22 protein-coding genes and 2 riboswitches are annotated in these 24,994 nt (G+C 53.5%); of the genes, 5 read left to right on the top strand and 17 right to left on the bottom strand.

Going from position 1 to position 24,994, the window contains the following annotated elements:
• Positions 1 to 2: 2 nt before the first annotated feature.
• The 5 genes from kdpC to MHH82_RS02215 form a co-directional block, all read right to left on the bottom strand.
• The gene (gene kdpC, locus MHH82_RS02230; RefSeq protein WP_012818652.1) at positions 3 to 635 is read right to left on the bottom strand and encodes a potassium-transporting ATPase subunit KdpC; all 633 of its coding nucleotides are present in this window, start codon (positions 633 to 635) and stop codon (positions 3 to 5) included.
• 80 nt (positions 636 to 715) lie between these two features.
• On the bottom strand, positions 716 to 2,749 hold the full coding sequence (gene kdpB, locus MHH82_RS02225) for a potassium-transporting ATPase subunit KdpB (protein WP_340962896.1): 2,034 nt from the start codon (positions 2,747 to 2,749) through the stop codon (positions 716 to 718).
• Positions 2,750 to 2,771: 22 nt separating this feature from the next.
• A complete protein-coding gene (gene kdpA / locus MHH82_RS02220) occupies positions 2,772 to 4,451 on the bottom strand; it encodes a potassium-transporting ATPase subunit KdpA (RefSeq protein ID WP_251500569.1) in 1,680 nt (559 codons plus the stop codon).
• Between the two features lie 30 nt (positions 4,452 to 4,481).
• Entirely contained in the window at positions 4,482 to 4,550 is a 69-nt protein-coding gene (locus MHH82_RS41600; RefSeq protein WP_353057785.1) for a potassium-transporting ATPase subunit F, read from the bottom strand.
• Between the two features lie 158 nt (positions 4,551 to 4,708).
• Positions 4,709 to 5,119, bottom strand: coding sequence for a hypothetical protein (locus MHH82_RS02215; protein ID WP_012818648.1), 411 nt, complete (start codon positions 5,117 to 5,119; stop codon positions 4,709 to 4,711).
• A 129-nt stretch (positions 5,120 to 5,248) separates the two neighbouring features.
• Positions 5,249 to 5,417: riboswitch (cyclic di-AMP (ydaO/yuaA leader) on the bottom strand.
• Positions 5,418 to 5,957: 540 nt separating this feature from the next.
• Positions 5,958 to 6,130: riboswitch (cyclic di-AMP (ydaO/yuaA leader) on the top strand.
• 136 nt (positions 6,131 to 6,266) lie between these two features.
• Between MHH82_RS02215 and MHH82_RS02210 the strand changes: the two genes are divergently transcribed.
• The gene (locus tag MHH82_RS02210) at positions 6,267 to 6,731 is read left to right on the top strand and encodes a hypothetical protein (RefSeq protein WP_340962894.1); all 465 of its coding nucleotides are present in this window, start codon (positions 6,267 to 6,269) and stop codon (positions 6,729 to 6,731) included.
• 149 nt (positions 6,732 to 6,880) lie between these two features.
• On the opposite strand, the gene MHH82_RS02205 is transcribed toward MHH82_RS02210, so the two are convergent.
• Entirely contained in the window at positions 6,881 to 7,801 is a 921-nt protein-coding gene (locus MHH82_RS02205; protein ID WP_012818646.1) for a proline dehydrogenase family protein, read from the bottom strand.
• Positions 7,802 to 7,997: 196 nt separating this feature from the next.
• Here MHH82_RS02205 and pruA point away from each other — a divergent pair, with 196 nt between their 5' ends.
• Positions 7,998 to 9,545, top strand: a complete 1,548-nt coding sequence (gene pruA / locus MHH82_RS02200) for an L-glutamate gamma-semialdehyde dehydrogenase (RefSeq protein ID WP_340962891.1) — start codon at positions 7,998 to 8,000, stop codon at positions 9,543 to 9,545.
• A 67-nt stretch (positions 9,546 to 9,612) separates the two neighbouring features.
• Here pruA and MHH82_RS02195 read toward each other — a convergent pair whose 3' ends face one another.
• The 7 genes from MHH82_RS02195 to MHH82_RS02165 all read right to left on the bottom strand — a co-directional run bounded on the left by MHH82_RS02195 (position 9,613) and on the right by MHH82_RS02165 (position 17,265).
• Positions 9,613 to 11,046 (bottom strand): serine hydrolase domain-containing protein, encoded by a 1,434-nt coding sequence (locus MHH82_RS02195; protein WP_340962889.1) that lies wholly within the window; start codon positions 11,044 to 11,046, stop codon positions 9,613 to 9,615.
• 51 nt (positions 11,047 to 11,097) lie between these two features.
• Entirely contained in the window at positions 11,098 to 11,859 is a 762-nt protein-coding gene (locus tag MHH82_RS02190) for a polysaccharide deacetylase family protein (protein ID WP_340962887.1), read from the bottom strand.
• Positions 11,856 to 12,692, bottom strand: a complete 837-nt coding sequence (locus tag MHH82_RS02185; RefSeq protein WP_009595886.1) for a carbohydrate ABC transporter permease — start codon at positions 12,690 to 12,692, stop codon at positions 11,856 to 11,858. The genes MHH82_RS02190 and MHH82_RS02185 overlap by 4 nt, the downstream gene beginning before the upstream one ends.
• Positions 12,692 to 13,567 (bottom strand): carbohydrate ABC transporter permease, encoded by an 876-nt coding sequence (locus MHH82_RS02180; protein ID WP_012818642.1) that lies wholly within the window; start codon positions 13,565 to 13,567, stop codon positions 12,692 to 12,694. The genes MHH82_RS02185 and MHH82_RS02180 overlap by 1 nt, the downstream gene beginning before the upstream one ends.
• A 168-nt stretch (positions 13,568 to 13,735) precedes the next feature.
• Entirely contained in the window at positions 13,736 to 14,998 is a 1,263-nt protein-coding gene (locus MHH82_RS02175; protein ID WP_012818641.1) for an ABC transporter substrate-binding protein, read from the bottom strand.
• Positions 14,999 to 15,162: 164 nt separating this feature from the next.
• Positions 15,163 to 16,122, bottom strand: a complete 960-nt coding sequence (locus MHH82_RS02170; protein ID WP_012818640.1) for a LacI family DNA-binding transcriptional regulator — start codon at positions 16,120 to 16,122, stop codon at positions 15,163 to 15,165.
• Positions 16,123 to 16,353: 231 nt separating this feature from the next.
• Positions 16,354 to 17,265, bottom strand: coding sequence for a DMT family transporter (locus MHH82_RS02165; RefSeq protein ID WP_012818639.1), 912 nt, complete (start codon positions 17,263 to 17,265; stop codon positions 16,354 to 16,356).
• Positions 17,266 to 17,390: 125 nt separating this feature from the next.
• On the opposite strand from MHH82_RS02165, the gene MHH82_RS02160 reads away from it, so the two are divergent.
• Positions 17,391 to 18,248, top strand: a complete 858-nt coding sequence (locus tag MHH82_RS02160; RefSeq protein ID WP_340962883.1) for a LysR family transcriptional regulator — start codon at positions 17,391 to 17,393, stop codon at positions 18,246 to 18,248.
• Positions 18,249 to 18,321: 73 nt separating this feature from the next.
• On the opposite strand, the gene MHH82_RS02155 is transcribed toward MHH82_RS02160, so the two are convergent.
• The 4 genes from MHH82_RS02155 to MHH82_RS02140 all read right to left on the bottom strand — a co-directional run bounded on the left by MHH82_RS02155 (position 18,322) and on the right by MHH82_RS02140 (position 22,013).
• On the bottom strand, positions 18,322 to 19,146 hold the full coding sequence (locus MHH82_RS02155) for an alpha/beta fold hydrolase (protein ID WP_012818637.1): 825 nt from the start codon (positions 19,144 to 19,146) through the stop codon (positions 18,322 to 18,324).
• A complete protein-coding gene (locus MHH82_RS02150) occupies positions 19,127 to 19,669 on the bottom strand; it encodes an SRPBCC family protein (RefSeq protein ID WP_012818636.1) in 543 nt (180 codons plus the stop codon). Before MHH82_RS02150 ends, MHH82_RS02155 begins: the two co-directional genes overlap by 20 nt.
• A 76-nt stretch (positions 19,670 to 19,745) precedes the next feature.
• The gene (locus tag MHH82_RS02145) at positions 19,746 to 20,078 is read right to left on the bottom strand and encodes an ArsR/SmtB family transcription factor (protein ID WP_340962879.1); all 333 of its coding nucleotides are present in this window, start codon (positions 20,076 to 20,078) and stop codon (positions 19,746 to 19,748) included.
• Between the two features lie 285 nt (positions 20,079 to 20,363).
• Complete coding sequence (locus MHH82_RS02140; protein WP_012818634.1) at positions 20,364 to 22,013, bottom strand: glutathione ABC transporter substrate-binding protein; 1,650 nt, start codon at positions 22,011 to 22,013, stop codon at positions 20,364 to 20,366.
• A 160-nt stretch (positions 22,014 to 22,173) separates the two neighbouring features.
• Between MHH82_RS02140 and nikC the strand changes: the two genes are divergently transcribed.
• Both nikC and MHH82_RS02130 read left to right on the top strand, forming a co-directional pair.
• A complete protein-coding gene (gene nikC / locus MHH82_RS02135; protein WP_445661953.1) occupies positions 22,174 to 23,070 on the top strand; it encodes a nickel transporter permease in 897 nt (298 codons plus the stop codon).
• Positions 23,071 to 23,089: 19 nt separating this feature from the next.
• Positions 23,090 to 24,013 carry an ABC transporter permease gene (locus tag MHH82_RS02130; RefSeq protein WP_340962877.1) on the top strand — a complete coding sequence of 308 codons (924 nt, stop codon included), beginning with the start codon at positions 23,090 to 23,092 and terminating at the stop codon, positions 24,011 to 24,013.
• Positions 24,014 to 24,994 lie beyond the last annotated feature (981 nt).

The raw sequence follows: 24,994 nt of genomic DNA, 5'->3' as shown, positions 1-24,994 counted from the left end.
GATCAGTCAAGGTTAAGAAGCTTTTGGAGCCCCAGATTCAGCTTCAACACATTCACGCGCGGTTCACCGAATACGCCCAAATCCCGTCCCTCCGTATGCTCCTTTACCAGCTGATCAAGCTCTGCTTCCGCAATTCCGGTTTGCTTGCTGATCCGCGGAATCTGAATATACGCGGCCTGCGGCGATAGGTGAGGATCCAACCCGGAGCCGGAATTCGTTACCAGATCGATCGGCACCTCGCTCACCGGAACGTCCGGGTTGTTCTCCGTCCACGCTTCAATTGATGCCTTCGTTCGTTCAATCAAATCCGGGTTGGAAGGGGCATAGTTATTGCTGCCTGAGCCGGCCCCGTTGTATTCAATGCTGGACACCCTGCCGTGAAAATATTGCGGCTCCGTAAAGTCCTGGCCGATCAATTCCGATCCGACCACCTTTCCGCCCCGATCCGTGACCAAACTGCCGCCGGCTTGCTTCGGCATGAGCAGCTGCGCCGCTCCCGTCGTGACCAGCGGATAAAGAATTCCGCATAACACGATAAATACAAGACTTGTTCTCAGGGCCATGCCCAGCGAGACACGGGCCGCGCCCACCCCGGCGCGAGGGGCCGGCGATGATTTCTGCAATGGCTTATTCATGGTTCCTCGATCCCTTCTTTCATATTTTCCTCAAATAGCAGCCTCCGGGATATCTCGATAGGACGGCTGCTGTTTCCGGCCTAAATCCAGAGATGCACGATCATATCGATCAGCTTAATCCCGATGAACGGCACGATCACGCCGCCTAATCCGTAGACCAGCACATTGCGCTGCAGCAGCTTCGACGAGCTCATCGGCTTATAGGCCACACCCTTCATCGCAAGCGGAATCAGCAGCGGAATGATAATGGCATTAAAGATCAGCGCCGACAGAATCGCCGACATGGGAGAACCCAGTCCCATGACGTTCAGAACGTTCATGCTTGGAATAGCAGCTGCAAACATCGCCGGAATGATGGCAAAATATTTGGCGACATCGTTCGCGACGCTGAAGGTGGTCAGCGCGCCGCGCGTCATCAGCAGCTGCTTGCCGATGGCAACCACCTCGATAATCTTCGACGGATCCGAATCCAGATCCACCATATTGGCCGCTTCCTTGGCTGCGGTGGTACCGCTGTTCATCGCCAGCCCCACATCGGCCTGGGCCAGCGCCGGGGCATCGTTCGTCCCGTCCCCGGTCATCGCCACCAGCTTGCCTTCGGCTTGTTCTCGGCGGATGACGGCAATCTTATCCTCGGGCTTGCTCTCCGCGATGAAATCATCGACGCCCGCTTCACGGGCAATCGTCGCCGCGGTGAGCGGGTTGTCGCCCGTGCACATAATCGTCTTGATGCCCATCCGGCGCAGCTGGTCAAACCGTTCCTTCATGCCCGGCTTCACGGTATCCTTCAGGTAGATCAAACCAAAGATGCGGTTATCCACGGCGACGGCAAGCGGGGTTCCCCCCTCTGTGGCGATGGCGTCGCTATTTGGCGACAAATCCGAAGGGATAGGGCCTCCTTGCGACTGCACCCACGCCTTGACGGCATCCACAGCGCCCTTGCGGACTTTCCGGCCATCCCTCAGGTCCATGCCGCTCATCCGGGTCTCCGCCTTAAATTCGATGAATTCCGCCCCATCCGCCATGCTCTCATCCACTGCGAAACCTTCCTTCCTCAGCAGCTCCAACACCGACCGTCCTTCCGGCGTCTCATCCTGCAGCGAGCTCACCGCGGCCCACTGGGACACCGATGCCAGCGACTCGCCGCCGACGGGAATCAACCGGCTGGCCATCCGGTTACCAAACGTAATGGTACCCGTCTTATCCAGAATCATCGTGTTGATGTCCCCGGCGGCCTCAACCGCTTTGCCGGACATCGCCAGCACGTTGAACTGCGTTACCCGGTCCATGCCGGCAATCCCGATCGCTGACAGCAACCCCCCGATCGTGGTCGGGATCAGACATACCAGCAGCGAGATCAGCACCGGAACGGTCAACTCGATGCCAAGATACTTCGCGATCGGTGCCAGCGTCACAACCACGATCAGGAAGATCAGCGTTAAGACGATCAACAGCGTATTCAGCGCAATTTCGTTTGGCGTCTTTTGCCGGGAGGCCCCTTCGACCAGCGAGATCATCCGGTCGATAAACGATTCCCCCGGATCGCTCGTAATCCGGATGCGGATCGTATCGCTGACAACCCGGGTCCCCCCCGTGACCGAGCTGAAATCGCCGCCGGCTTCTTTAATGACGGGGGCGGATTCCCCGGTAATCGCCGATTCGTCAACGGATGCAAGGCCCGCAATCACTTCCCCGTCCCCGGGAATCATCTCGCCCTGCGCGACCATCACGATATCTCCTTTGCGCAGAGCCGTGGACGACACGGATTGTACCCCGCCGTTCTCCATCACTTTGCGAGCCGTCATTTCCTGCTTCGACTGCTTAAGGGAATCGGCCTGCGCCTTGCCGCGCCCTTCGACAAGCGCCTCTGCGAAGTTTGCGAACAGCAGCGTGAACAGCAGGATGACGAATACGGTCAGGTTAAATCCGATACTGCCCTCGGTACCGAAATAGGACGGAAATATCGTCATAAGCAGCACGACCAGAGTCCCGGCCTCCACGACAAACATGACCGGATTTCTCATCATCAGGACGGGATTCAGCTTCGTGAAGCTTTCCTTCAGCGCCTGACGGACCATCTCTTGGGACATCGCTTTTTTTCTCGTATTATTCATGGTAATAGGCCACCTTTTCTATTTAACGAATCGTCAGATGCTCGGCAATCGGTCCCAGCACCAGCACAGGCAGGAAGGTCAAGGCACCGATGATCAGGACCACCGCGATGAGAATGCCTGCAAAAAGCTTATTATCTGTCCGGAACGTTCCGAGCGTCTCGGGAACCCACTGCTTCCGCATCAGCGAGCCGCCTACAGCGAGCAGGGCAATCATCGAAATGTAGCGCCCGATCAGCATGACCAGTCCGGTGCTGATGTTCCAGAACGGCGTGTTATCCGCAAGGCCCTCAAACCCGGAGCCGTTATTGGCAGCGGATGACGTGTATTCGTAAAGCACCTGCGAGATGCCGTGAAAGCCCGAATGGGCAATGCCCGCCTGTCCCGCATCCGTCATGAGCGCGAGCGCCGTCGGAGCAAGGATGATCAATGGGTGTACCAGAATGACAATCGCGATCAGCTTCATCTCCCGGGCCTCGATTTTTCTGCCGAGAAATTCGGGGGTACGGCCAACCATAAGACCGGCCAGGAACACCGCCAGGATCGCGTACATGAGCATATTCATCAGCCCGACGCCTTTTCCGCCAAAAACGGAATTCAGCATCATCAGGGACAGCGGCGTAATCCCGCCGAGCGGCGTGAGCGTATCATGCATGTTATTGACCGACCCGGTCGTAGCCGCGGTTGTCACCGTCGTAAACAGGGAGGATTGGGCGATCCCGAACCGGACCTCTTTGCCCTCCATGCTGCCTTGCGAGGCGTCGATGCCCAGCTGGTTTAATGCCGGGTTGCCGTTGGTTTCCGCAGCATAGTTCAAGGACAGGAAGCCGATAAACAAGGTCATCATTACCGAGAATATGATCCATCCCTGCTTGCGGCTCTTCGCGAACAAACCAAATGTGTAAGGAAGCGCCGCCCCAAGACTCCACATGGACAGAATCTCGATCACATTGGTCAGCGGGGACGGGTTCTCGAACGGATGCGCCGAGTTGGCCCCCATAAAACCGCCCCCATTGGTGCCCAGATGCTTGATCGATTCGAGCGCAGCCACCGGGCCCACCGCTATTTGCTGCTCGCTTCCTTCCAGCGTCGTGACGCTGAGCGTAGGCTTCAGGGTCTGCGGCACCTGCAGCGCCACCAGTACCATCGCAATGATGAAAGCAGCCGGAATGAATACACGGGTATGCGCCTTAACGAAGTCCTCAAAAAAGTTGCCGACGGTCGTGCCCTTGCTGGTCACCGCCCGGATAAAAGCAATCGCCACGCACAGCCCGGTCGCTGCGGACGTAAACATCATCATCGTAATGACGGCCATCTGGGCCAGATAAGACAATCCCGACTCGCCGCTGTAATGCTGAAGATTCGTATTGGTCATAAAGCTGATAATCGTATTGAACGACAAGGTTGGTTCCATATGGCCGATACCGCTCGGGTTCAACGGCAGCACTTTCTGCAGCCGCAGAATCAAGTAGCCCGCCGCAACCAGCACGATATTCGTTAACACAAAGCTGACGGCATATCCTTTCCATGTCATCCCCTTGCGTTCTTTTAAGCCGATCAGAGCAAAGATCCGTTTCTCCGCCCAGGAGAACCATCTGTCCGTTCCATTGCTTTCATAACGAAACACCTGATATAGATAAGTTCCCAGCGGCTTGACCAGCAGCACCAGAACGAGTATAACGATGGCAATTTGTAAAATGCCCATGACGAATGCCTTCCTCCTTCAGCCGTTTCCCTAGAATTTTTCAGGGTGAATCAGCGCATAAATCAAATAGAGAAAAATAAAAATCGTGAATATCAACATGATCATCACGGCTGATCAGCCTCCGGTTCCGAAACCACGCGCCCGCACCAGGACATAAACAGCATGAGCAGTCCGTAGGTTCCTCCCAAAATGAGCACCATAACTAAATCCTGCATGAATGTAACCTCCCCTAACTCTTGTGGCGTCAGTCCAAACGCTTAGCTCATTACGGATGCCATCAGAAAGGACACCTGATGATGATTCGTATGAAGCACCACATCGGCACCCAGCCCTTTGTATATCAAGCGCGGATTGCCGGAATGGGTGATCACGTAAATCGACTCCGAGGTCCATGTCCGGCAGATCCGTAAATAGCGGCAGCACAGATTCAAGCTGCTTTCGAACAGAAACACCTTGCTGACGGGAAACTCGGGAATGATCCAGGTCTGCTCGTCTCTTGTATCAATCAAAATGATGGGTCTGCAGCCCAGTTCTCGCAGCCTCTGCTGCTCAGCCCGGTTGTTGGCTATGGCCGCAAACGGAACACGTTTGTGAATCAGCTGGCGGACGAATTCCTCCCCGGCCTTGTTCGGCGCGGATACCAGGATGAATTCCTGTGGTTTCTCCATCTTCGTTTCTCCTCCTAAGGTCAGAAAGAGAAGGCAACAACAAAGAAGCCTGCGGAAAGAGAAGAACTCTTCCCGCAGGCTTCTTACAGGCCACGGTGAAATACACCGTGGCCCAAGTCCACGACAATCGTTGCCTCTCTCGATACGCTTACGAGGTTAGCTGACGGATTCGGGCGTGAGAGTCGCCCTACCCATAGACCGTTATCTTGTCTACAGGATTCACCCCAGAGAGATCAGGTTCATCTCCCGACTGGTTCCCCCGTTCCTTTTCCATTCAAGGACTCAGCGAAAATTAAAAACGAGTAGCATGTTATTCTATTAGCCATTGACTTGTCATCCAGACTGGGCATAACAGCACAGCAACAGGAGGTTCACGCGGTGAGAGTCGCCTCTACCTTCAAATCTCAGCAAGGCCCATGGTGCCTTCGCCATCGATCCATAAAGAGCTTAGGGGCAGCTCTCACACTGCCTTTAAATCTATATGGAACGACTGTCCGTATGCCTTGGTCGTTGGTGACCGTCAATTCATAGTTCGTATCATACGTCCGGCCCTGCAGGATGTAAATGTGAGCAAAAACACATCTGGCGTTATGTCGAACAGGAACCAAGCTGTATTTCGTCTCTATCTTCCGAATACTGCTCTATACTATGTATTTCTCTTGTTTCCTCTTATTTATCGCAATCCAACGAGATACTGAGATTTTGCCACGATAATAGATGACACGACCGATTGTACGCGTTTTCTTTTACCGTTTTCATCACATTTCGGAATCTATTCGTCCCATACGGTCATTTACTTTTCGTTTCCTCCGGCGTATGATTCATCCATCTATTCGAAACACGTTATACGCCGAGCTCCCGACAGACCGGGAGACGGGGGAACCAAAGTCACCAGTCTTCGATTGGTGAATGGGGTGAATCCGCTGCGCCTAGGATCGAAGGGCCCAGTGGTAGGGTGCTCTCAGTCCGAATCCGTCAGCTAACCTCGTAGGCGCGTTGTTGAGAGAGAATACCATCCAAGCTTTGGCATAGCGGCCGCCGGAATTGGGGCTCTAACCATAAATAGGCCTGGAGAGCGGGGTTTCTCTGCTCACCAGGCCTATTTGCCGTGCATATAACATTCTTATAAAGGAGCGTAGATCATATCATGACGAAACTCATCGAGGCAGCGCTTACACCCGTCATCGAAACCGCAGTGCCTGCATTAGGTGGAGAGACTATCCGCCATATGGAGATATTTCGTTTCGACCGGGGCTCGGCCGAACGCTTTATCCCATGGAGCGATCATGGCTGGAACTGCGGCTTGTTCAAAGTCAGCTGCAAAGACGCGGCAGGATATGTCGAATATGCCCTGCCAAGCACGAGAGAATTTTCGGACCTGGTCCGCTGGGCATCCGTCTTCTCAAGGCTGAGAGGCATGTCCGTGACTGAGGCCATTCGCTATGCCCGAAAGCAGCAGCAGTGGGGACCCGCACGGATGCAACTTGCTGTATCAGCCCTCGCCGATCTGGAGATCAACCTGCATCGGCACATCACCCGAGAGCGGTTAGGCGGACTGCCGCTGGAGCACTCCTTCCTTATGAATTGCTCGGAGGGGTATTATCATTTCTAGGGGCAGCAGCTACAGAGAGCTACTGTCCCCGTTTCCTTTGGATTGGGCACTTCTAAGCAGCCTGATGTTTTTTGAAACCATGAAGAACCCCGTCAAAAAGCCACTTATTTCATCAGGCATTTTGACGGGGTTCTGCAATCGGATCCCGCTCACTTGAACATATTTTTGAGCACCATCATCAGGTTGGCCGGCTTCTCTGCCAGCCTCCGGGTGAAATACGGGTACCACATCGTTCCATAGGGCATATAACACCGGATACGGTAGCCGTCCTGCGCAAGCGCTGCTTGATCGTTCATCCGCAGTCCATACAGCATCTGAAATTCATAGTCCTGTTTGTCTATGCGGCTCTGCTCGGCAAATACCTTCACCCAGTCGATGATGTTGTCGTCATGCGAGGCAATCGCGACGTAGGCTCCTTGGTCAAAATGCATTTTGACCAATTTCTTGTAGTTGTCAATGACCTCCCGCTTCTGCTGAAAGGCGATGGTTCCCGGCTCTTTGTACGCGCCCTTTACTAGCCGTAAATTAACGCCGGCCCTTAACAGATTCTTCACGTCCTCCTCCGTACGGAACAAGTAGGCCTGCATCACGGTCCCCACATTGGTCAGCCCCTCCTTATGAAGGCGGAGCGTCATATCGATGGTTGCCTGGGTATACGGCGAATCCTCCATGTCCAGGCGAACGAAGTTGCGGTGCTCTTTAGCCTTTCTTACCACCGACCTGATGTTTTCGTAAGCCTTCTCGGGGTCCAGGGCCATGCCCATCTGCGTCGGTTTCAAGGATACGTTCGATTGCACTTCGCGCCTCCCAATCCCTTCCACCAGCTTCAAATATTCCTCTCGGTACCCGGCCGCTTCATCCAGCGTCGTAATGCCCTCCCCCAAATGATCCAGCGTAACGAGAATGCCTTTCGCGTTCAGCCTCTCGATTTCGTCCAGCGCCTCATCCAAGGTATCGCCGGCAATGAATCGGCCAGCCAATTTCCGGCCGTACTTGATCGACAGCCATTTCACGAGTTTATTGCCGGACACCGTCAGGATCACTTTACGGTAAAGCTCGGTTCCGTCCATGCGCGCGCCCCCTTTGCAAGGTAACCAAAATGACTCTATCTAACTCATATGCAAAAATCATGACGGCATGCAGGGAGACATACATATTTAAATAGAGGTTTTCACCAGGAGATCCTAACCATGCCACCATGACGATCCGCAGCTGGACCATTGGCCTGAAGCTTCGATTCATATCATGTTAAGGAGGGGCCTCCCCATGCGAGCACCTTTTCGGAACGAACCATTTATGGACTTCAACAACGAGTGGAACAACAAGTTATACGATGCGGCGTTATCCGGGGTCGAAGCCGAGCTTGGCCAATCGTACCCCTTGGTTATCGGCGGTGCCAAAATCCATACGGAACGTACCGCTAAGTCGGTCAATCCGTCGCGCAAACGCCAAGTCATCGGCGTCGTGTCCCAAGCGGATACTAAGCTTGCCGAGCAAGCCATTCAGACGGCGGCGCGTACCTTTGAGACGTGGAAGCACACCGAGGCGAACGAGCGGGCACGCTACCTGTTCAAGGCCGCGGCAATCATGCGGCGGCGCAAGCTCGAGTTCTCCGCGCTGATGACCCTCGAAGCCGGCAAGACGCGTGCCGAAGCGGACGCGGATACGGCCGAAGCGATCGATTTCATGGAGTTCTATGCACGCGAAATGCAGCGCCTGAGCGCGCCCCAGCCGCTGACGGTCCACGAGGAGGAAGAGAATCATCTCGATTACATCCCGCTTGGCGTCGGCATCGTCATTCCGCCTTGGAACTTCCCGCTCGCGATTATGGCCGGTATGACCACGGCGGCCATCGTCTCCGGCAACACCGTTGTGCTGAAACCGGCGAGCACCACCCCGGTCATAGCCGCCAAATTCGTGCAGCTTCTGGAAGAAGTCAGCCTGCCTCCGGGTGTCGTTAACTTCCTGCCTGGTCCGGGTCAGGAAGTGGGCGACTATTTGGTGGATCACCCTTTGACCAGGTTTGTCAGCTTTACGGGTTCCCGCGACGTTGGACTGCGAATTCAAGAGCGTGCGGCCAAAACGCAGCCGGGGCAGCGATGGATCAAGCGCGTCATCGCCGAAATGGGCGGGAAAGACGCCATCATCGTGGACAACGAAGTCGATTTGGACCTTGCTGCGGATGCGATTACCGCTTCGGCCTTCGGCTTCTCCGGCCAGAAATGCTCCGCCTGCTCCAGAGCCATCGTGCATGAGGACGTCTATGATACCGTGCTGCAGAAGGTCATCGAGCGCTCCAAGAAGCTGGTGATCGGAAGCCCCTCCCATGCCGAGGCTCAGGTGGGACCCGTCATCGACGATAAGGCGTACCGTAAAATTCTCGACTATATCGAAATCGGAAAAAGCGAAGGCAAGCTGGTACTTGGCGGATTTCCGGGCGATCCGGAGGGGTATTTCATTCAGCCTACGATTTTTGCGGATGTGGACAGCACTGCCCGTATTTCCCAAGAGGAAATCTTCGGCCCGGTGGTGGCCTTCACGAAGGCAGCCTCCTTCGACGAAGCGATTCAATTCGCCAATAATACCGATTATGGGCTGACCGGCGCGGTGATCTCGAACAACCGCGCGCATCTGGAGCAGGCACGGCGCGATTTCCATGTCGGCAACCTGTATTTGAACCGGAAATGCACCGGCGCCTTGGTGGGCACCCACCCGTTCGGCGGCTTCAATATGTCCGGCACGGATTCCAAAGCCGGCGGCCGCGACTACCTGCTCTTGTTCACGCAGCCGAAGGTGGTGTCGGAACGGTTCTGAATACGGCATGCCAAAAAACCTCTCCATGATCATGGAGAGGTTTTTGATGTACCTTGTTTTATCGGCATTATGCCCTGGCTTTGCCCTTAATCTCCCGGACTACCTTGCCTTCAAACGATTGGTTCATCCAGTAGGCCAGCTGAATGCCTTCCTCGCTGAAGGTGCATTCCGTCGTTAGGTAGAACGGCGTCTCGGTCAGCCTGACGATCAGCTGCAGCGTCCGGTCATCCTTCCAGGTCATGGAGGCAGCATACGCTTGATCCGTCATCATGATCAGCTTCGTGGTTCCCGACTTCCACTCGCTCCGGCCAAGGGCAATCGAGTTGACGCCATGTTCCCCCGTAAGCTCCAACACCCCGCCATCCTCTTCAAACCGGACGGAGAACGAATGCAGCTTCTCCTCGTTCTCTTCGAGATCATAGACGATCCCGGATACGTCCTTCTCCATCGGAGATAACGCCTCCTCGCTTGGCGGATCCAGCTTAAGCGCTTGCAGCGTTTCGGCAAGGGAGGCTGCCGCATCGGCATCGGCCGGCAGCGGATCTGCTCCCATCGCCGGCAGCAAATGCTCCCATACCTCATTCAGCACGGCCTGCATATCTCCAAGGCCGGAAGTAATCGCCAGAACCGCATCCTGCTGCGGGAACACGATGCAGAATTGCCCGAACGCGCCGTCGCCTCGATAAGCGCCGTTGCGGCACATCCAGAATTGATAGCCGTATCCTTCGGTCCAGTCCGAAGTGGAATCCGCAGGTCCGTTGGATATCTGCTTGGAGGTCGCTTCTTCAATCCAAGCCTCCGGAATCAAGCGCCGACCATCCCATTCTCCCTTCTGAAGATAGAGCTGGCCAAACTTGGCGATGTCCTCGGTCTTCAGCTTAAGACCCCAGCCGCCGGTGTTGATTCCCTGCGGGCAGCTTTCCCATGCAGCCCCCTGAATGCCGAGCGGTTCGAACAGACGGGGCTGCAAATAATCCAGCAGCGTAATGCCGGTGACCTTCTGCAGAATGGCCGAGAGCATGTACGTCGCTGCGCTGTTATATACAAAGTGGGTTCCAGGTTCATGCTCGACTGCTTGCTTGAAGAAATCATCCACCCAAATATCGGACTGGATGGCAGGCTCCTGGGCATGTCCCGTGCCCATGATCAGCAAGTCGCGTATCGTCATCGCGGACAGATTCGGGGACGGATCCTCCGGTTTGTTTTCCGGGAAAAAGCCGATCACCCGATCCTCCAGCGTAATCCGGCCCTCCTGGACCAGGAGTCCAATCGCGGTAGAGGTAAAGCTCTTGCTTAGCGAGAACAGCATATGCGGTTTGTCCGCGTCGTACGGCTTCCACCAGCCCTCCGCGACGGAATGCCCGTGCCGAACCAGCATGAAGCTGTGCAGCTCAAGCTCCTTCTCCTGAATCGAGCCGATAAAACGTTTGATGGACTGAGATGAGATTCCTTGGTTTTCGGGGGTACTTCTTGGCAATAATCGAACCGTGTTCGTGTTCATCCTATTCCGCCTCTCCCTGTATAACAAGATAAATTCATCATGACCCTTCCATTATACACCAGATATCGGCGCCGCTTCATCATATCGCACGGTACGGAAGCCCCAACGTTCGCTAATCTCGTTCAAGTCCTCCCGAGCAAGGAAGGCGGCCTCCTGATCACGCCCTCGTGCCAGCTCCTCCCCATCCACTTGAGCATTGCCGCACTGCACCATTTCCTCCGAATACAGCGCCGGATGGGACAGGAAAAAGTACTGTTCGTCCGTCAGGCCGCCAAGCACCCTTTCAAACGACTCGGCCCCGTCCGGAACGCCGCCAGGGAAAAAGTTGTAGTAATATCGGTGGTTGATAAGCCCCTTCGCCTCCATCCAGCGGTCCAGCTCCTCTTGCAGCCCGGGAATGAAGCGCTCGGGCAGCATATGGGAATCCGCGTAAGAAATGTTAAAGCCAGCCGCAGTCAATTTATCCAGCTGCGCTTCGCACTCTATAAGGATCTCCTGCAGCGAAGGCGGATGATGTTGAAACAAGCTCGGGTCCTGATAGAAGTACCCGGCCCGATCGACAAGCGAAGGAACCTGTTCCTTCGCGGCAACAGGTCCCCAGCGTACGTTATCCCATTCGGCGTTCAGCGTCATATGGAAGCCGAAGCAGATGTCCTTGCGATGCGCCAGCAGCTGCGCGGCCTCGGCAAGATAAGGACCGGGCGCCATAATGGACACATTTTTGATGAATCCGGCCTCAACGGTCCTGGCAATCGCAGCATTGGCGGAACGGCTTGAAGCATAGTCGTCGGCTCTCGTAATGATCCGCCTCATTTCACAGCACCTGCGGCAATCCCTTTGATAATGTATTTCTGCGCGAAAACGTAGAAAATGACAACCGGGATGATCGTCAGCGTCAGGCCCGCCATCGCCTGGTTCCACACGATCGTGAATTCTCCGAAGAAATAGAAGGTCGAGAGCGGGATTGTCCGCAGCCCCTTGTCCGACAGCGTCAGCGATGGAAGCAGATAGTCGTTCCACAGCGCGATGACGTTCAGGATCGCGATGGTCACGCTGATGTTCTTCAGCAGCGGGAACACGATCCGCCAGAACACGCCCAGCTTGGAGCAGCCGTCAAGCGTAGCCGCCTCCTCCAGCGCGACGGGCACGGATTTGATGAACCCGTGGTACAGGAAGACCGCCATACTGGACGTAAAGCCGACGTTCATATAGATCAAGCCCTCATGGGTGTTGAGCATCGGAATGTGCAGATTGGTGCGAATCCAGTCCATCACCTGCATCAGCGGCATCATCAGCGTCTGGAACGGAATCAGCATGGTCGCCACAAACGTGAAGAAAATGACCTTGCTCAGCTTATTGTCCGTCCGTACCAGCATCCATGCCGTCATGGAGGCGAGCACGATGACGATGATCACCGAGATGACGGTGACATACAGCGAGTTACCTAGCGCCGTGAAGAAATTCATCTTCTCCATCGCGGATTTATAATACTCAAAGCTGAAGGAAGAAGGCAGCGCAAGCGCATTCTCATACAGCTCGGCACGATCCTTAAAGGAGTTGATCAGCATGATGAAGACAGGAGACAAGAAGACCAGCGAGGCGAGGAACAGCAGGATATCGAGCAGCCATTTGCCTGATTTCTTCATTACATCTGCACCTCTCTTCTCTTCGTGATGATGACTTGCGTCAGCGTGAGTCCGGCCACAATCAGGAAGAAGATGATCGCTTTCGCCTGACCTAAACCATAATTACCGTAAGCGAAAATTTCGTTGAAAATATTCATCGCAAACATCTCCGTCGCATTGCTCGGTCCGCCCTTGGTCAACGACAGGTTTACGTCATAGATTTTGAACGCCCCGGACAGCGTCAGGAACAGACAGATCGTGAACGAAGGCATTAACAGCGGGAACACGATGCTCTTCAGTCGCTGCCACAGGTTGGCGCCATCGACCTTCGCCGCTTCCATCAGCTCATCCGGAATCCCCTGGATGCCTGCGATGTAGATGATCATCGTATAACCCGCCAGCTGCCAGGTGAAAACCGCAACGATCGCATACAGCGCAAACTGCGGATGCAGCAGCCAGTTAAAGAACACGCTGTCGAATCCGGTCTTCTCGCCCAGGAAGCTGAACGCATCCGTAAAAATAAACTGCCAGATGTAACCCAGAATCAGGCCGCCGATCAGGTTCGGCATGAAAAACATCGTCCGCGCCGCATTTCTCGAGCGGAGCTTTGTCGTCACCAGCAGCGCAAAGCCCAGTCCCAGTACGTTGACGCATACCAGCGCGAGCAGCGTGAATTGAACCGTATGCCAAGCCGATGACAGGAATCGGTCGTCCTGGAACAGCTGAACGTAATTGTCGAACCCTACGAATACTTTCGGATTCGCCGGAATGCCGTCCCAATTGACGAAGGAGTACACGATCCCGATAATGAACGGGATGATGACCACGGTCGTGAAAATAAACAGAAGCGGCACCGTAAACAGGGCAAACCAGGCTTTATCCTTTCTTTTGCTCATAATCCATACCTTCTTTCCGTTCCGGATGATTCCCGCAAGGCGGCATCAAACCTTGAAGTCGTGTTAGAAAAAACAAAAGCCTAACGCTCATCATCAGAACGTCTGAGGCTAGGCTTTCGTTTTCATGGAATTGTGATATCAGATGATTGCCTTTCGGCTTCAATTAGATTACTTCGATGCTTTCGCCCATACTTCATCGAGTTTCTGCAGGAACTGCTCGCCTGTCATGCCCGGATTCATGAAGTACTCCTGCGTAGCCGGAGCCAAATCATTGGTGATGATACCCGATGGGAAGTAGTTCAGCGCCCAAGTGATCGTCTCGCCCTTCGTGGTTGCTTCGTGCACCGCTTGAGACAACGGGTCCAGATCGCCTGCTTCAATGTTCGTTAAAGCCGGGATGAATTTGAAATCGTCCACGATGGCCTTCTTGCCCGTCTCGCTCGTGAAGAGCCAGTTCAGGAAAGCGTTTGCGGCTTTGACTTCCTCAGCGTCCGCCTGATTGTTGACGACCCAGTAGCTGGCTACGCCTACGGCGATCTTATCGTTGCCGGCAAGCGGGAACGGCATCATGCCGACTTTGGAGCCGAAATCGCCGAAGTCCGCAAGCATGGAATAACTCCAGTTGCCCTGATGCACCATGGCCGTTTTTTCCGTTGCAAAGTCGCCCATCTGGCTATCGTATTTCACTTCCAGCGGATTCTTGGTGTTGGCCTTGATGACATCCATGAATTTCGCCCATTCCTGGAACTCCTTCGTGTCGGCCATCTTCACTTCGCCCTTGTTCAGCTGGTCGATGAAGGCCAGCGGATCGGATTGAAGCGCAAACGGCGTGTTGATGATGTGTCCGATCAGGAAGTAAGCCTCCTGGGACAGACTCAAACCGTTCTTGCCGTCAGCCTTCAGCTGCTCCAGCGTCTTGGTGAAGGAGTCCAGGTCCTTCATGTTGGCCGGATCCACCAGATCCTTGTTATATACGAGACCGAAGCCTTCTACGCCGTACGGAACGCCGACGGTCTTATCTTCGACCTTCAATTCCATGTCCGGCGCAATGTTCTTAACGTACTCCTCGCCGCTCAAATCGGAAAAATAGGATTTCAGCTTCTCGGACTCGGGTCCAGGAGCCACGCTGAATATCGTTGGGCCCTGGTTGCTGCTGAGCTTCGCCACCAGCTGCTGCGAATAAGCGTCGCCCGCGGCACCCCATACCTCAACCTCGTTGCCGGTTTCTTCTTTATAGGTTTTAACCAAGGCTTCAAGAGGTTCCGTAATTTCGACTTTCGATTGGAAGAGGGTTATCTTCTTCAGCTTATCTCCCCCATCTCCTCCGGCTGCTGCTCCAGAATCTTTGTCAGATGTACCGCCGCAGGCCGCGAGTGTCGCAACCAAAGCCGTTGCCGTAAGTATGCTCAATACCTTTTTTACTTTTTTCAAGTGACACGCCTCCCCCTCAAGGACTCTATAAAGTAAAACGTTTACAAACCCATCATAGGGCGGTTTACCTAGAATGTCAATAAAAAATGTACACGTTTTCATAAAAATACTAAGTAAAAAAACTAGTAAAATCTATGATATTTTACTAGCTGTAAAAATAAAGTTTATCTCACCGTTTTTCTCCACTGGATCGTGGCATTCAGTTTAAAGGGCTCCCTGCCCGTCGTGCCCTTGATCATCTCGAGCAGCTCCTTCGCCGCCAAATAACCGCTTTCATAACGCGGGATCGCAATGGTCGTCAAGCCGGCCATCGCCGCCGCGTCCGAATTATCGAAGCCGGTGATCGATATGTCCTCCGGCACCCGTATGCCGTTCTCTTCCAAAGCTTTGATCGCGCCCAGAGCCATATTGTCGTTAGCGCAGACCAGCACTTCCGGCAATGCGTTGCTAAGGATCAGGATCTTGGCCGCCTGATATCCGCTTTCCTCGCTGTAATCGCCATGGAAGTAATTCCGCCTGTCAAACGCGATGCCATTCTTCGAAAGCGTATCCATAAATCCGGCGAAGCGTTCCTTATGATCCAGGGTAAACTCCAGTCCGCCAATGTATCCAAAGGTTCTGAACTGTTTATCCACCAGCGCCTGAACCATTTCGCACATCACGGGGTAATTGTCCACGATCACGCTTTTGGTATTGGCATACTCGTTATCGATAATCCGGTCCATGAGAACGACGGGGAACTGCGGCGTGGCTACCGAGACTAAATATTCGTCCGTCATGTTCCGGTCGAGGCTTATGGTACCGCTTGCAAACTTGCTGCGCATAAAATTGGTGCTGGATTTATTCGTGCAGATGATGAGGTCGTATCCATTCTCCGTGAGGCAATGGCTGATCCCCTTGATGATTTTTAAATAATAATCGCGATCAAAGTCGCTGAAGACGAATATAATCGTGTTGCTTTTATCGGATTTGGTTGACTTATGCGGAAAATAGCCGTGCTCCGAGCATAACCTCAGCACCCGCTCCCTCGTCTCCCGCCCCACGTTCTTGCGCCCGTTCAGCACGTTGGACACCGTAGACACCGAGACCTCCGCGAGCTTTGCAATTTCCTTCAAACCACTCATGAATCCTATCCCCTCTCCAAAGGCGTTAGTAAATTTAATATAACATGGATTTATTTTTAATAAAATTTACTTATTTTGCTGGGACAAGATTTTTCTTGGATTTCCCCCTTGTCATAACTTATCGTGATACCTGCTCAGGCCAGAAAACCTTTGCTTGTCATGGCAAAAAGCAGGCCGCACGAATGGCATCGTCGCGACCTGCTAAATTCGAATATATTAGGTTTCTTGCCTTTATGCGGTACCGCACCGCTCCTTGATCATGAATGGATCTTTTGTTACGTCCACTCGTCCAGGCCGGTTCACCAGATAAATGCCAAGCCCAATACAGACTGTTCCGGCCAAGGTGTACCAATGCAGCTGCTCGCCTAGTATAAGCCATCCGGATAATACGCCGAACACGGGAATGAGGAATAGATACACGTTAGCTTTATTGGGATCGCTGTTGCGCAGCACATAATACCAAGTGACGAATTGGGCAATCGAACTCATCAGAATCATCCAGCCTAGAACAAAGAGCTCCTTCAAGATCTGAGATGAATCCCATACAAAATGCGGCTGCTCCAGCAGCGGGCTTGCGATGAGCAGGAGGATGCCTCCGATCAGCATCTGATAGGCAGCCATGACCCAAGCGTCAAACTCCTTGCCCCAACGGGAACTTAGCAGCGTCGCCATTCCCCAAGCCATCCCCGCGCCCAACGCAAACCAGAATCCGCTCTGCATCTGCATCTGCAAGCCTTGCGTAATGAACACGCCGATAAAACCGATGATCACGCCCGCCCACTGAAGAAGACGGTACCTCATACCGAAGATCAGGAAGCTGAACACGATGAACCAGATCGGGTTGCTGGAAGATAAAACCGAGGAGCTGCCGGAGGAAATGGTCTGCATGCTCAGGTAGATGCCACTCATCACGAGTGCCGATTGAAACAGACCGATCGTTGCCAGCTTCAGCCAGGCAGCGCCGCTCCTGGGATGGGGCCGCCTTGCAATGAAGGGCAGCATCAGAAGCCCCGCTCCCACGAACCGGATCGCCAGCAGCACGAATGGGGAACCGAAGGACAGCGCCATTTTGCCGATCGGGAAGTTAAGTCCCGCGACCAGCATCGTAAATATCGTCAGAAACAGCATACGCGGTTTGCTCATGCCAATGATTTCCCCTCTCCTTAACTAGGTGTATCCACAGTTTATTCCGACCTTCGTATCATGTAAAATAATTAAATAAGATTCGAACCATCACTGTGAATGATGGATATAAGGAGGCTGCTAAGGTGGAGAGTGGAGATCTGAAGATATTCCAGGCTGTTGCCCGTGAAGGAAACATTACCAAGGCTGCCGCAAGCCTGGGTTACGTGCAATCGAACGTGACCGCTAGAATCCGGCAGCTTGAATCCGAGCTGAACACGCCCCTGTTCTATCGGCTCAGCCGCGGCGTTGCCTTAACCACGGCCGGCTGTAATCTGCTCAAGTATGCCGATCAGATTACGCGTTTGCTTGACGAAGCCGTGAAATCGACGCAATTCTCGGAAGAACCGTCGGGACCGCTGCGAATCGGCTCATCGGAAACCACAGCCGCGGTACATCTTCCCGGTATCATGCTGGATTATCATAAACGCTACCCTAATGTGAAACTGTCATTGATTACAGGCCATAGGGCCGACTTGATTCGAGCCCTGAACGAATATGAACTGGACGGGGCGTTTATCAGCGGACCTCTGGATTACCCGGACTTTAACGAAATCCGGGCCTTTGACGAGGAGCTTGTCCTCATCTCGGAACCCACGGAGGCTGCGCTTCGCGATTTGCTCACCAAACCGCTGCTGTTCTTTGGCAGGGGCTGCTACCACCGTAAACGGTTGGAGCAATGGCTCCATGAGGAGAATGTGGGGCCCATGAACATTATGGAGTTTGGCACGCTGGAAGCCATCATGGGCGGTGTGGCCGCCGGGCTGGGTATCTCGCTGTTAACGCGTTCTTCCGTCCAGGACTGGGTGGATGCCGGGAAATTGCAGGCCTTCCAAATTCCCAAGCGTTACCGCAGCTCCAAGGTCCATTTTGTATTCCGGCGCGACCTGTTTCGCACCAGCGCCTTTAATCATTTTATTAAGCCGTTTGAGAAGACCGAATAAATACTTCCACCGGAACAGGAAACAAAGAAACCGTGGCCCTAAGGGTCACGGTTTCTTGATGAGCCAAGCACGCTTATCCCGGAATTCGATTTGCCGAAGGCAACAGAAAATCCGACACCTCGGGAGCCAGCACTTCCGGCGCCATCACGACGGCAGAATGGTCCTGACCAGGCAGCATCCGGTGCTCGCACTGAGGGAGCAAGTCGACCAATGCGCTAGCGGCCCCATGGAACATGGACCCGCTGTTCTCGCCCGTCATCACCATGACCGGGACATCGACATCCCAGCGATCCGTCGGCAGCGGTTGACCGGATTGCGTGCTCCCCATAATCATGCCGTCATAGGCCAATGTATGCGCCATGCCCTCCATGACCTGCCAAGAAGGATCTGCCTTCATGAATTCTACATATTCCGTTGGGATCCCCAGCGCGGCTGTCATGAAATATTCTACGGCTTCGCTGCGCCGATTCCCTGCCATCAGCGCATTCAATTGCTGTACGTATTCCGCAGGTACGGGTGCACGGCTGTCGTCAATGATAAACGGCGGCTCGTATAGAAACAGTTTACTAACTTTACTGCCGCCAAGTCTGCTCGCTGCATCCAGAGCCAGAACAGCACCCGAGGAACTTCCGAATACATACGCGCTGCCGCCCGCCTCCTGAATAAGGGCATCGATATCTTCGATCTCACGTTCAACGGCATACGGAACCGCATCCGTACTGCTGCCCCGTCCCCGCCGATCATAATTGTAGACGGTGAAATGTTCAGACAGAAACTCTCCAAGACGCGTTGTGTCGTTGTGATCCGAAGCTGCGGCAGCTACAAGAATGACAGCCGGACCAGTCCCTTTCTTTTCATAAAAAATACGGGTACCGTCATTAGACATCACGTAATTCATGATCATCTCTCCTTTTATTGTCCTTTATGTACAAACTTATTTCGTTCTCAAACCGTTCCAGCGTATCCGCGTATCCTTCCACCATTCCCATGCCTTCAGCAGCCTCCAGCTGCTCTACGCTCGCAAAATGGGTGATGATGCTTAATCGGGTCCCATCCTTGACTGTTTCGAATGTAACCGAGGTCAACATGTCGCTGCCTGCAACGGGATTCCAGTCCTGATCGGTAAATGTATCCGTATAAACGAGCTTCGATAACTCCGCCACTTCGGAGTAAGTCGCCTTGCAGAAGGCTTCTTCCCCTTCTCCCGCCGCATCGGGAGCCAGTCTGTAGCGCCATACGCCGCCCGGTCTGACATCCATCTCATATACCGTCGCATTCCAGTTTTTTGGTCCCCACCAGCGTTCGATGTGTTCCGGCTTCGTCCATCCCTGCCAGGACAGCTTCAGAGGTATCGATACGACACGCTCCACGGTCAGCTTCCGCTGCTCCCGGTCTTTCGTGATGATGGTCTTCCTGCCCATGTGAATTCCTCCTATCTGTGAAATCGGCTCTGCGTGCAGAGCCGCATCTTCCTGTGGAGCTAGTAAAAGAATTGGCTTAACTCTCCTCTTCGTTAAAGTCGCTCATATAGTCCTCGAACTTGTCGAGTCGCTCCTCCCACAATCTGCTGAACGAATCGAGCCAGACGTCCAGCTCCTGGAACGGCTGGGCTTCGAGACTATAAATGCGCTGCTGTGCGTTCTTGCGGACTTTTACGAGCCCGGCCTCGCTCAGTATCCGCAGATGGCGGGATACTTGAGGCTGGCCGATACCCAAAGCCTCTACGATGTCGCTGACCGATCTCGACCCTTGCTTTAAGAGTTCAACAATGTTGAAGCGGTTCGGCTCCGAGATCGTGAAGAGGGTTAATTGCATAGCTGAAGTATTCATGGCTATAATATACACCAATGCGTATATATGCGTCAATGTATATATTATTTTTTTCAATATGCTTTTGACATCAAAAAACGAGACAGCACATCAACTCCCTTCGCTCGCAAGCTGCATGATCTAGCGGATGCCCGACGAGGGTGATCATGAACCATTGGCTGGTTAACCCTATCTCCTGTCCCAACACCGAACAACATCAAACAAGAGGCCCCCGGATAGGAGCCTCTTGCTGTAAATCCTCTTTATATCATGACGATTCAAAGCTATAAAGCTTTCAGGACATCCTTATGGCTGAATGGACACTTGGTGCAGCTGCATGATGCCGTTCGGATGCCGCCAGAAGCCTTCCACCTTGCTGCTGACTCCGTTTAAATACTCCTGATGATGGATATAGAGCATCGGCGCTAACTCAACCAGCTTCTCCTGCGCCTGTTTATAGATGAGCTTGCGTTGCTCCGGATCGTTCTCTTTACGCCCGGCATCCAGCAGTTTATCCAGTTCCGGATCCTTCGTGAAGGTACGGTTACCCGGCTCCCCTACATTCTTGGAATGGAATAACTCATACATGCCATAGTCGGCATCGGCCGTTACCGTGGACCAGCCGAGAACAAACATGTCGTGCTTGCCTTCTGCGGTTTGGGCCAAATACGCACCCCACTCGACCACTTCGATTTTGACTTCGACGTTCAATTCCTTCAACTTGGATTGTACGTACTCGGCGATCTTAATTCGTTCCGGGTTGTCATTGGTCCAGATGGTCGTTGAGAAGCCACCCTCGTATCCGGCCTCTTTCAACAGCTCTTTCGCTTTGTCGATGTTATGTTCGATCGGCTTAACGGTAGCATCATAGCCGTTCACGTCCGGTGCCAGCGGACCGACGGCAGGAATGCCCGTGCCTTCGTAGATGCCCGAGATGATTTCATCCTTATTGATGGCCATCGACAAGGCTTGCCGCACCCGCACATCGTTAAACGGCTCCTTGTTGTTATTAAATCCGATATAAGACAAGCTGAGCGAAGCCTGGCGGTTCAGGGACATGCCGTCCGTGCTCTCGATACGGCTGATGCTGCTCGGCGACACCGGGTCGATAATATGCGCATAACCGGTTTCCAGCTCCGCGATCCGCGTTCCCTCTTCGCTCACCACCTTGAACGTGACCCGTTCAACCTTCGCTTTATCTCCCCAATAATCAGCGTTCGCCACCAGCTTCACTTCCTGTCCCGGGTTCCAGCTCTCTAGTTTGAATACGCCCGTGCCAACAGGGTTCTGCGCCAGATAAGCGCCTGCCTTCTCGCCTGCCTTCAGCTTCTCGTAATCCAGCTTGATGGCTTCCGCACTAACCATGCTGACCGCAGAGTGGGCCAGATGGGCAAGCAGCGGCGAGAAAGCATACTCGGTCACGAGCTGTACCGTATATTCGTCAACGACTTTAACCTCTTTAATCATGCCCACAAGCGAAGCGCGCGGAGAAGCAACCTCCGGATCCTGCATACGGTCGATGTTGGCTTTGACCACCTCTGCATTGAATGGAGAGCCGTCCGTAAACTTCACGCCTTGTCTCAGCTTGAACTCCCAGGTCAATTCATCGATTGCCTTCCAGCTCTCGGCGAGCCCCGGTTGAATATTCAGATCCTTATCATGAATCACCAACGTGTTATAAATATGCGTTGTCATTACGCTCGTTTGCTGGTCCGTCGACATATGAGGGTCCATGGATGGCGGATCAGAAAGCCAGGCAATCACAAGCTCATTCGCACCGGTGTCGGTTGTTGCTTCGGGAGGATCTTTAGCCCCCGGTTCAGGTGCCGGCGTATTGGTGCCGCTTGGCGGCGTTTCCGGGTTACTGCTCTTGCTTGGACTGCCGCACGCCGACATCAGTACGGTCAGCATGACCAGAATGCAGACAAGCCATTTGAATCTTCTATTTCCTGTCATGTGAAACAAACTCCCCCTTCTCAATCAAAATAGGAAAATATTTTATACACAGTTAACATATATTTTACTATTTGATATTTATACCAGAAGAAGCCAGATTTACCTCACGTTTATACGACATCAATGCTGACATCCATACTTGGAGAAAGGATGATTTCACGTGCCTAACATGACCGCTGATGCCAGAACAACAGAATCGCTCCCTAGTGGAACCCGCCTTGTACAATGGAAATCTTTCTACCACCGTCTGAAGAAGAACAAAGCGGCCTTATTCGGGGGCTATTTTCTCCTGCTGATGATCCTTATCGCGATTTTCGGCCCCCTGCTCACCCAGTATGATCCGACCAAAGTGGATTATTCTACGAAACTGCTGAAGCCGTCCGCCGACCATTGGTTTGGTACGGACCACAACGGGCGGGATATTTTCACGCGGATTATTCATGGCATGCGTCTCACGCTCTCTGTCGGTTTTATCTCGGTGATCATCGGTGCAGCCTTTGGTGTCGTGCTCGGAATCATCTCGGGCTATTACGGAGGTAAATGGGATGCGCTCATTATGAGAGTGACCGATGTCATGCTGGCGTTTCCCGGCATTCTGCTGGCATTGGCGGTTGTCAGCGTCCTTGGAAAAAACCTGTTCAACGTGATCATTGCCGTCAGTATTTTTTCGATCCCTACCTTTGCCAGAGTCGTTCGGGGCTCCACGCTGGCCGTCCGCAAGCTCGAATATATTGATGCTATGCGTTCGTTGGGCGCCAGCGATGGCCGAATCATCTTCGGGCATATTTTGCCGAATATCACATCCCCTATCATCGTGCAGGCGACGCTGCGGATTGCGGTAGCGATCCTGACCGCCAGCGGCCTGTCCTTCCTCGGTCTTGGCGCGCAGCCGCCCACGCCGGAGTGGGGAGCCATGCTGAATGATGGGCGCAACTATATCATGGACCACCCTCATGTGGCCCTGTTTCCCGGCTTGTCGATCGTGTTCGTTGTCATCGCATTTAATCTGCTGGGTGACGGTTTGCGGGATGTCCTTGACCCGAAAATGAAAAAATAATGAAGGGAGCTGCCGGGCCATGCTCATCTATTCCATTCGAAGGCTGATTCAAACGATACCTGTCGTCATTGGCGTGACCATCGTTGTCTTCCTGCTGATGCACCTCATTCCGGGAGATGCGGCGCAGGTCATTATCGGGGAAGGGGCGCCCAAGGAGCAGGTCGAGAAGATCCGCGAGAACCTCGGATTGAACGATCCGCTGCCGCTTCAGTATTGGAACTACGTCAGCGGTTTGCTTCAGGGGGATTTGGGAGATTCGATCCGCAGCAGTCGCCCCATCGCCGATGAAATTTTCAAAAGCCGGTTCTGGATCACCGTTGAGCTTGCCGTGTACTCAACGATCCTGGCCGTATTCCTCGGCATTCTGGCCGGCATCATCTCCGCCGTCAAAAAAAGCTCCCCCGCCGATATCGGCGTCATGTTCATCGCCCTGTTCGGGCTGTCTATGCCGAATTTCTGGCTGGGGCTCATGCTGATCCAATATTTTGCCGTGGATCTGGGCTGGTTCCGTCCCTCCGGCTGGGGCACGTGGTCGCAAACCGTCCTGCCCGTGATCACGCTCGGGACCGGGGGCGCCGCGATTATTGCCCGAATGACCCGGTCCAGCATGCTGGAGGTCATCGGCCAGGACTACATCCGAACCGCCCAGGCGAAGGGCGTCCGGGAGCGCGTCATCATCTACCGGCATGCCTTGAAAAATGCCATGATTCCCGTCATTACCGTCATCGGCCTGGAATTCGGAGGCCTGCTGGGCGGGGCGGTGCTGACCGAGTCCGTATTTGCCGTGAACGGCATGGGACGTTACGTCATCGACTCGATCCGGGCACGGGATTTCCCGGTCGTACAGGCAACCGTGCTTGTGCTCTCGATCATGTTTGTAATCGTGAATCTGCTCGTGGACATCTCCTACCGGTACTTCAACAAGCGCATTGATTTCGATTGATTGGCGATTTTTCGTCGATCGCTGGTTGAGTGTAGGCGGACACGGCGGGATTCACTATCTGCCGAAAATCGAGCTGTTTGGGGCTCATTGCGGACTTATATTATAAACCGCTGATTACTGTAATCGAGCCGTTTGGGGAGCCCATCCGGACACACGATCCGCTATTTGCCGATAATCCACCTATTTTCGAGTCCACGCGGACACACGATCCGTTAATGCGCCCAAAATCACCGATTAATCCCGGAATATCTCGCATTAGCGGATCTGGTGTCCTCAACCTGCTGCTAAAAGGCAAAAATCAAGTAATAGCGGAACCAGAGTCTCAACTACGCTAATGCGGCCAACTGAGTTCATTTTAAGTCCATGTACACCCGAGATTTACTGAAGTTGTTACGGACCATTGCGGACATTTAAACCACTAATTACTGTAATCGAGCCGTTTAGAGGCCCGTCCGGACACACGATCCGCTATTTACCGATAATCCACCTATTTTCGAATCCACGCGGACACACGATCCGTTAATGTACCCGAAATCACGGATTAATCCTGAAATATCTCGCAATAGCGGATCTGGTGTCCTCAGCCTGCTGCTAAAAGGCGGAATTTAATGAAATAGCGGAACCAGAGTCCTCAACTAGCTAATGTGGCCAACTGAGTTCATTTTAAGTCCATGTACACCCGAGATTACAGAAGCTACGGGTCATCACTAATCACTGTAATCCTGCCGTTTGGGGGGCATTCGGACACACGATCCGCTATTTGCTGATAACCGACTATTTTTCGAATCCATGCGGACATTCAACCCACTAATTACTGTAATTGAGCCGTTGGGTAGCCCGTGCGCACTTACGATCTGCTAATCGAGCCATTTGGGGAGCCCGTCCGGACACATGATCCGCTATTTGCCGATAATCCATCTGTTTCGAATCACGCGGACACACGATCCGTTAATGCGCCCGAAATCACCGATTAATCCCGGA

The sequence above is a fragment of the Bacillus sp. FSL K6-6540 genome, from assembly GCF_038007545.1.
Note: the sequence above shows the minus strand (reverse complement) of the source record. Positions and strands in the feature narration are given on the sequence as shown.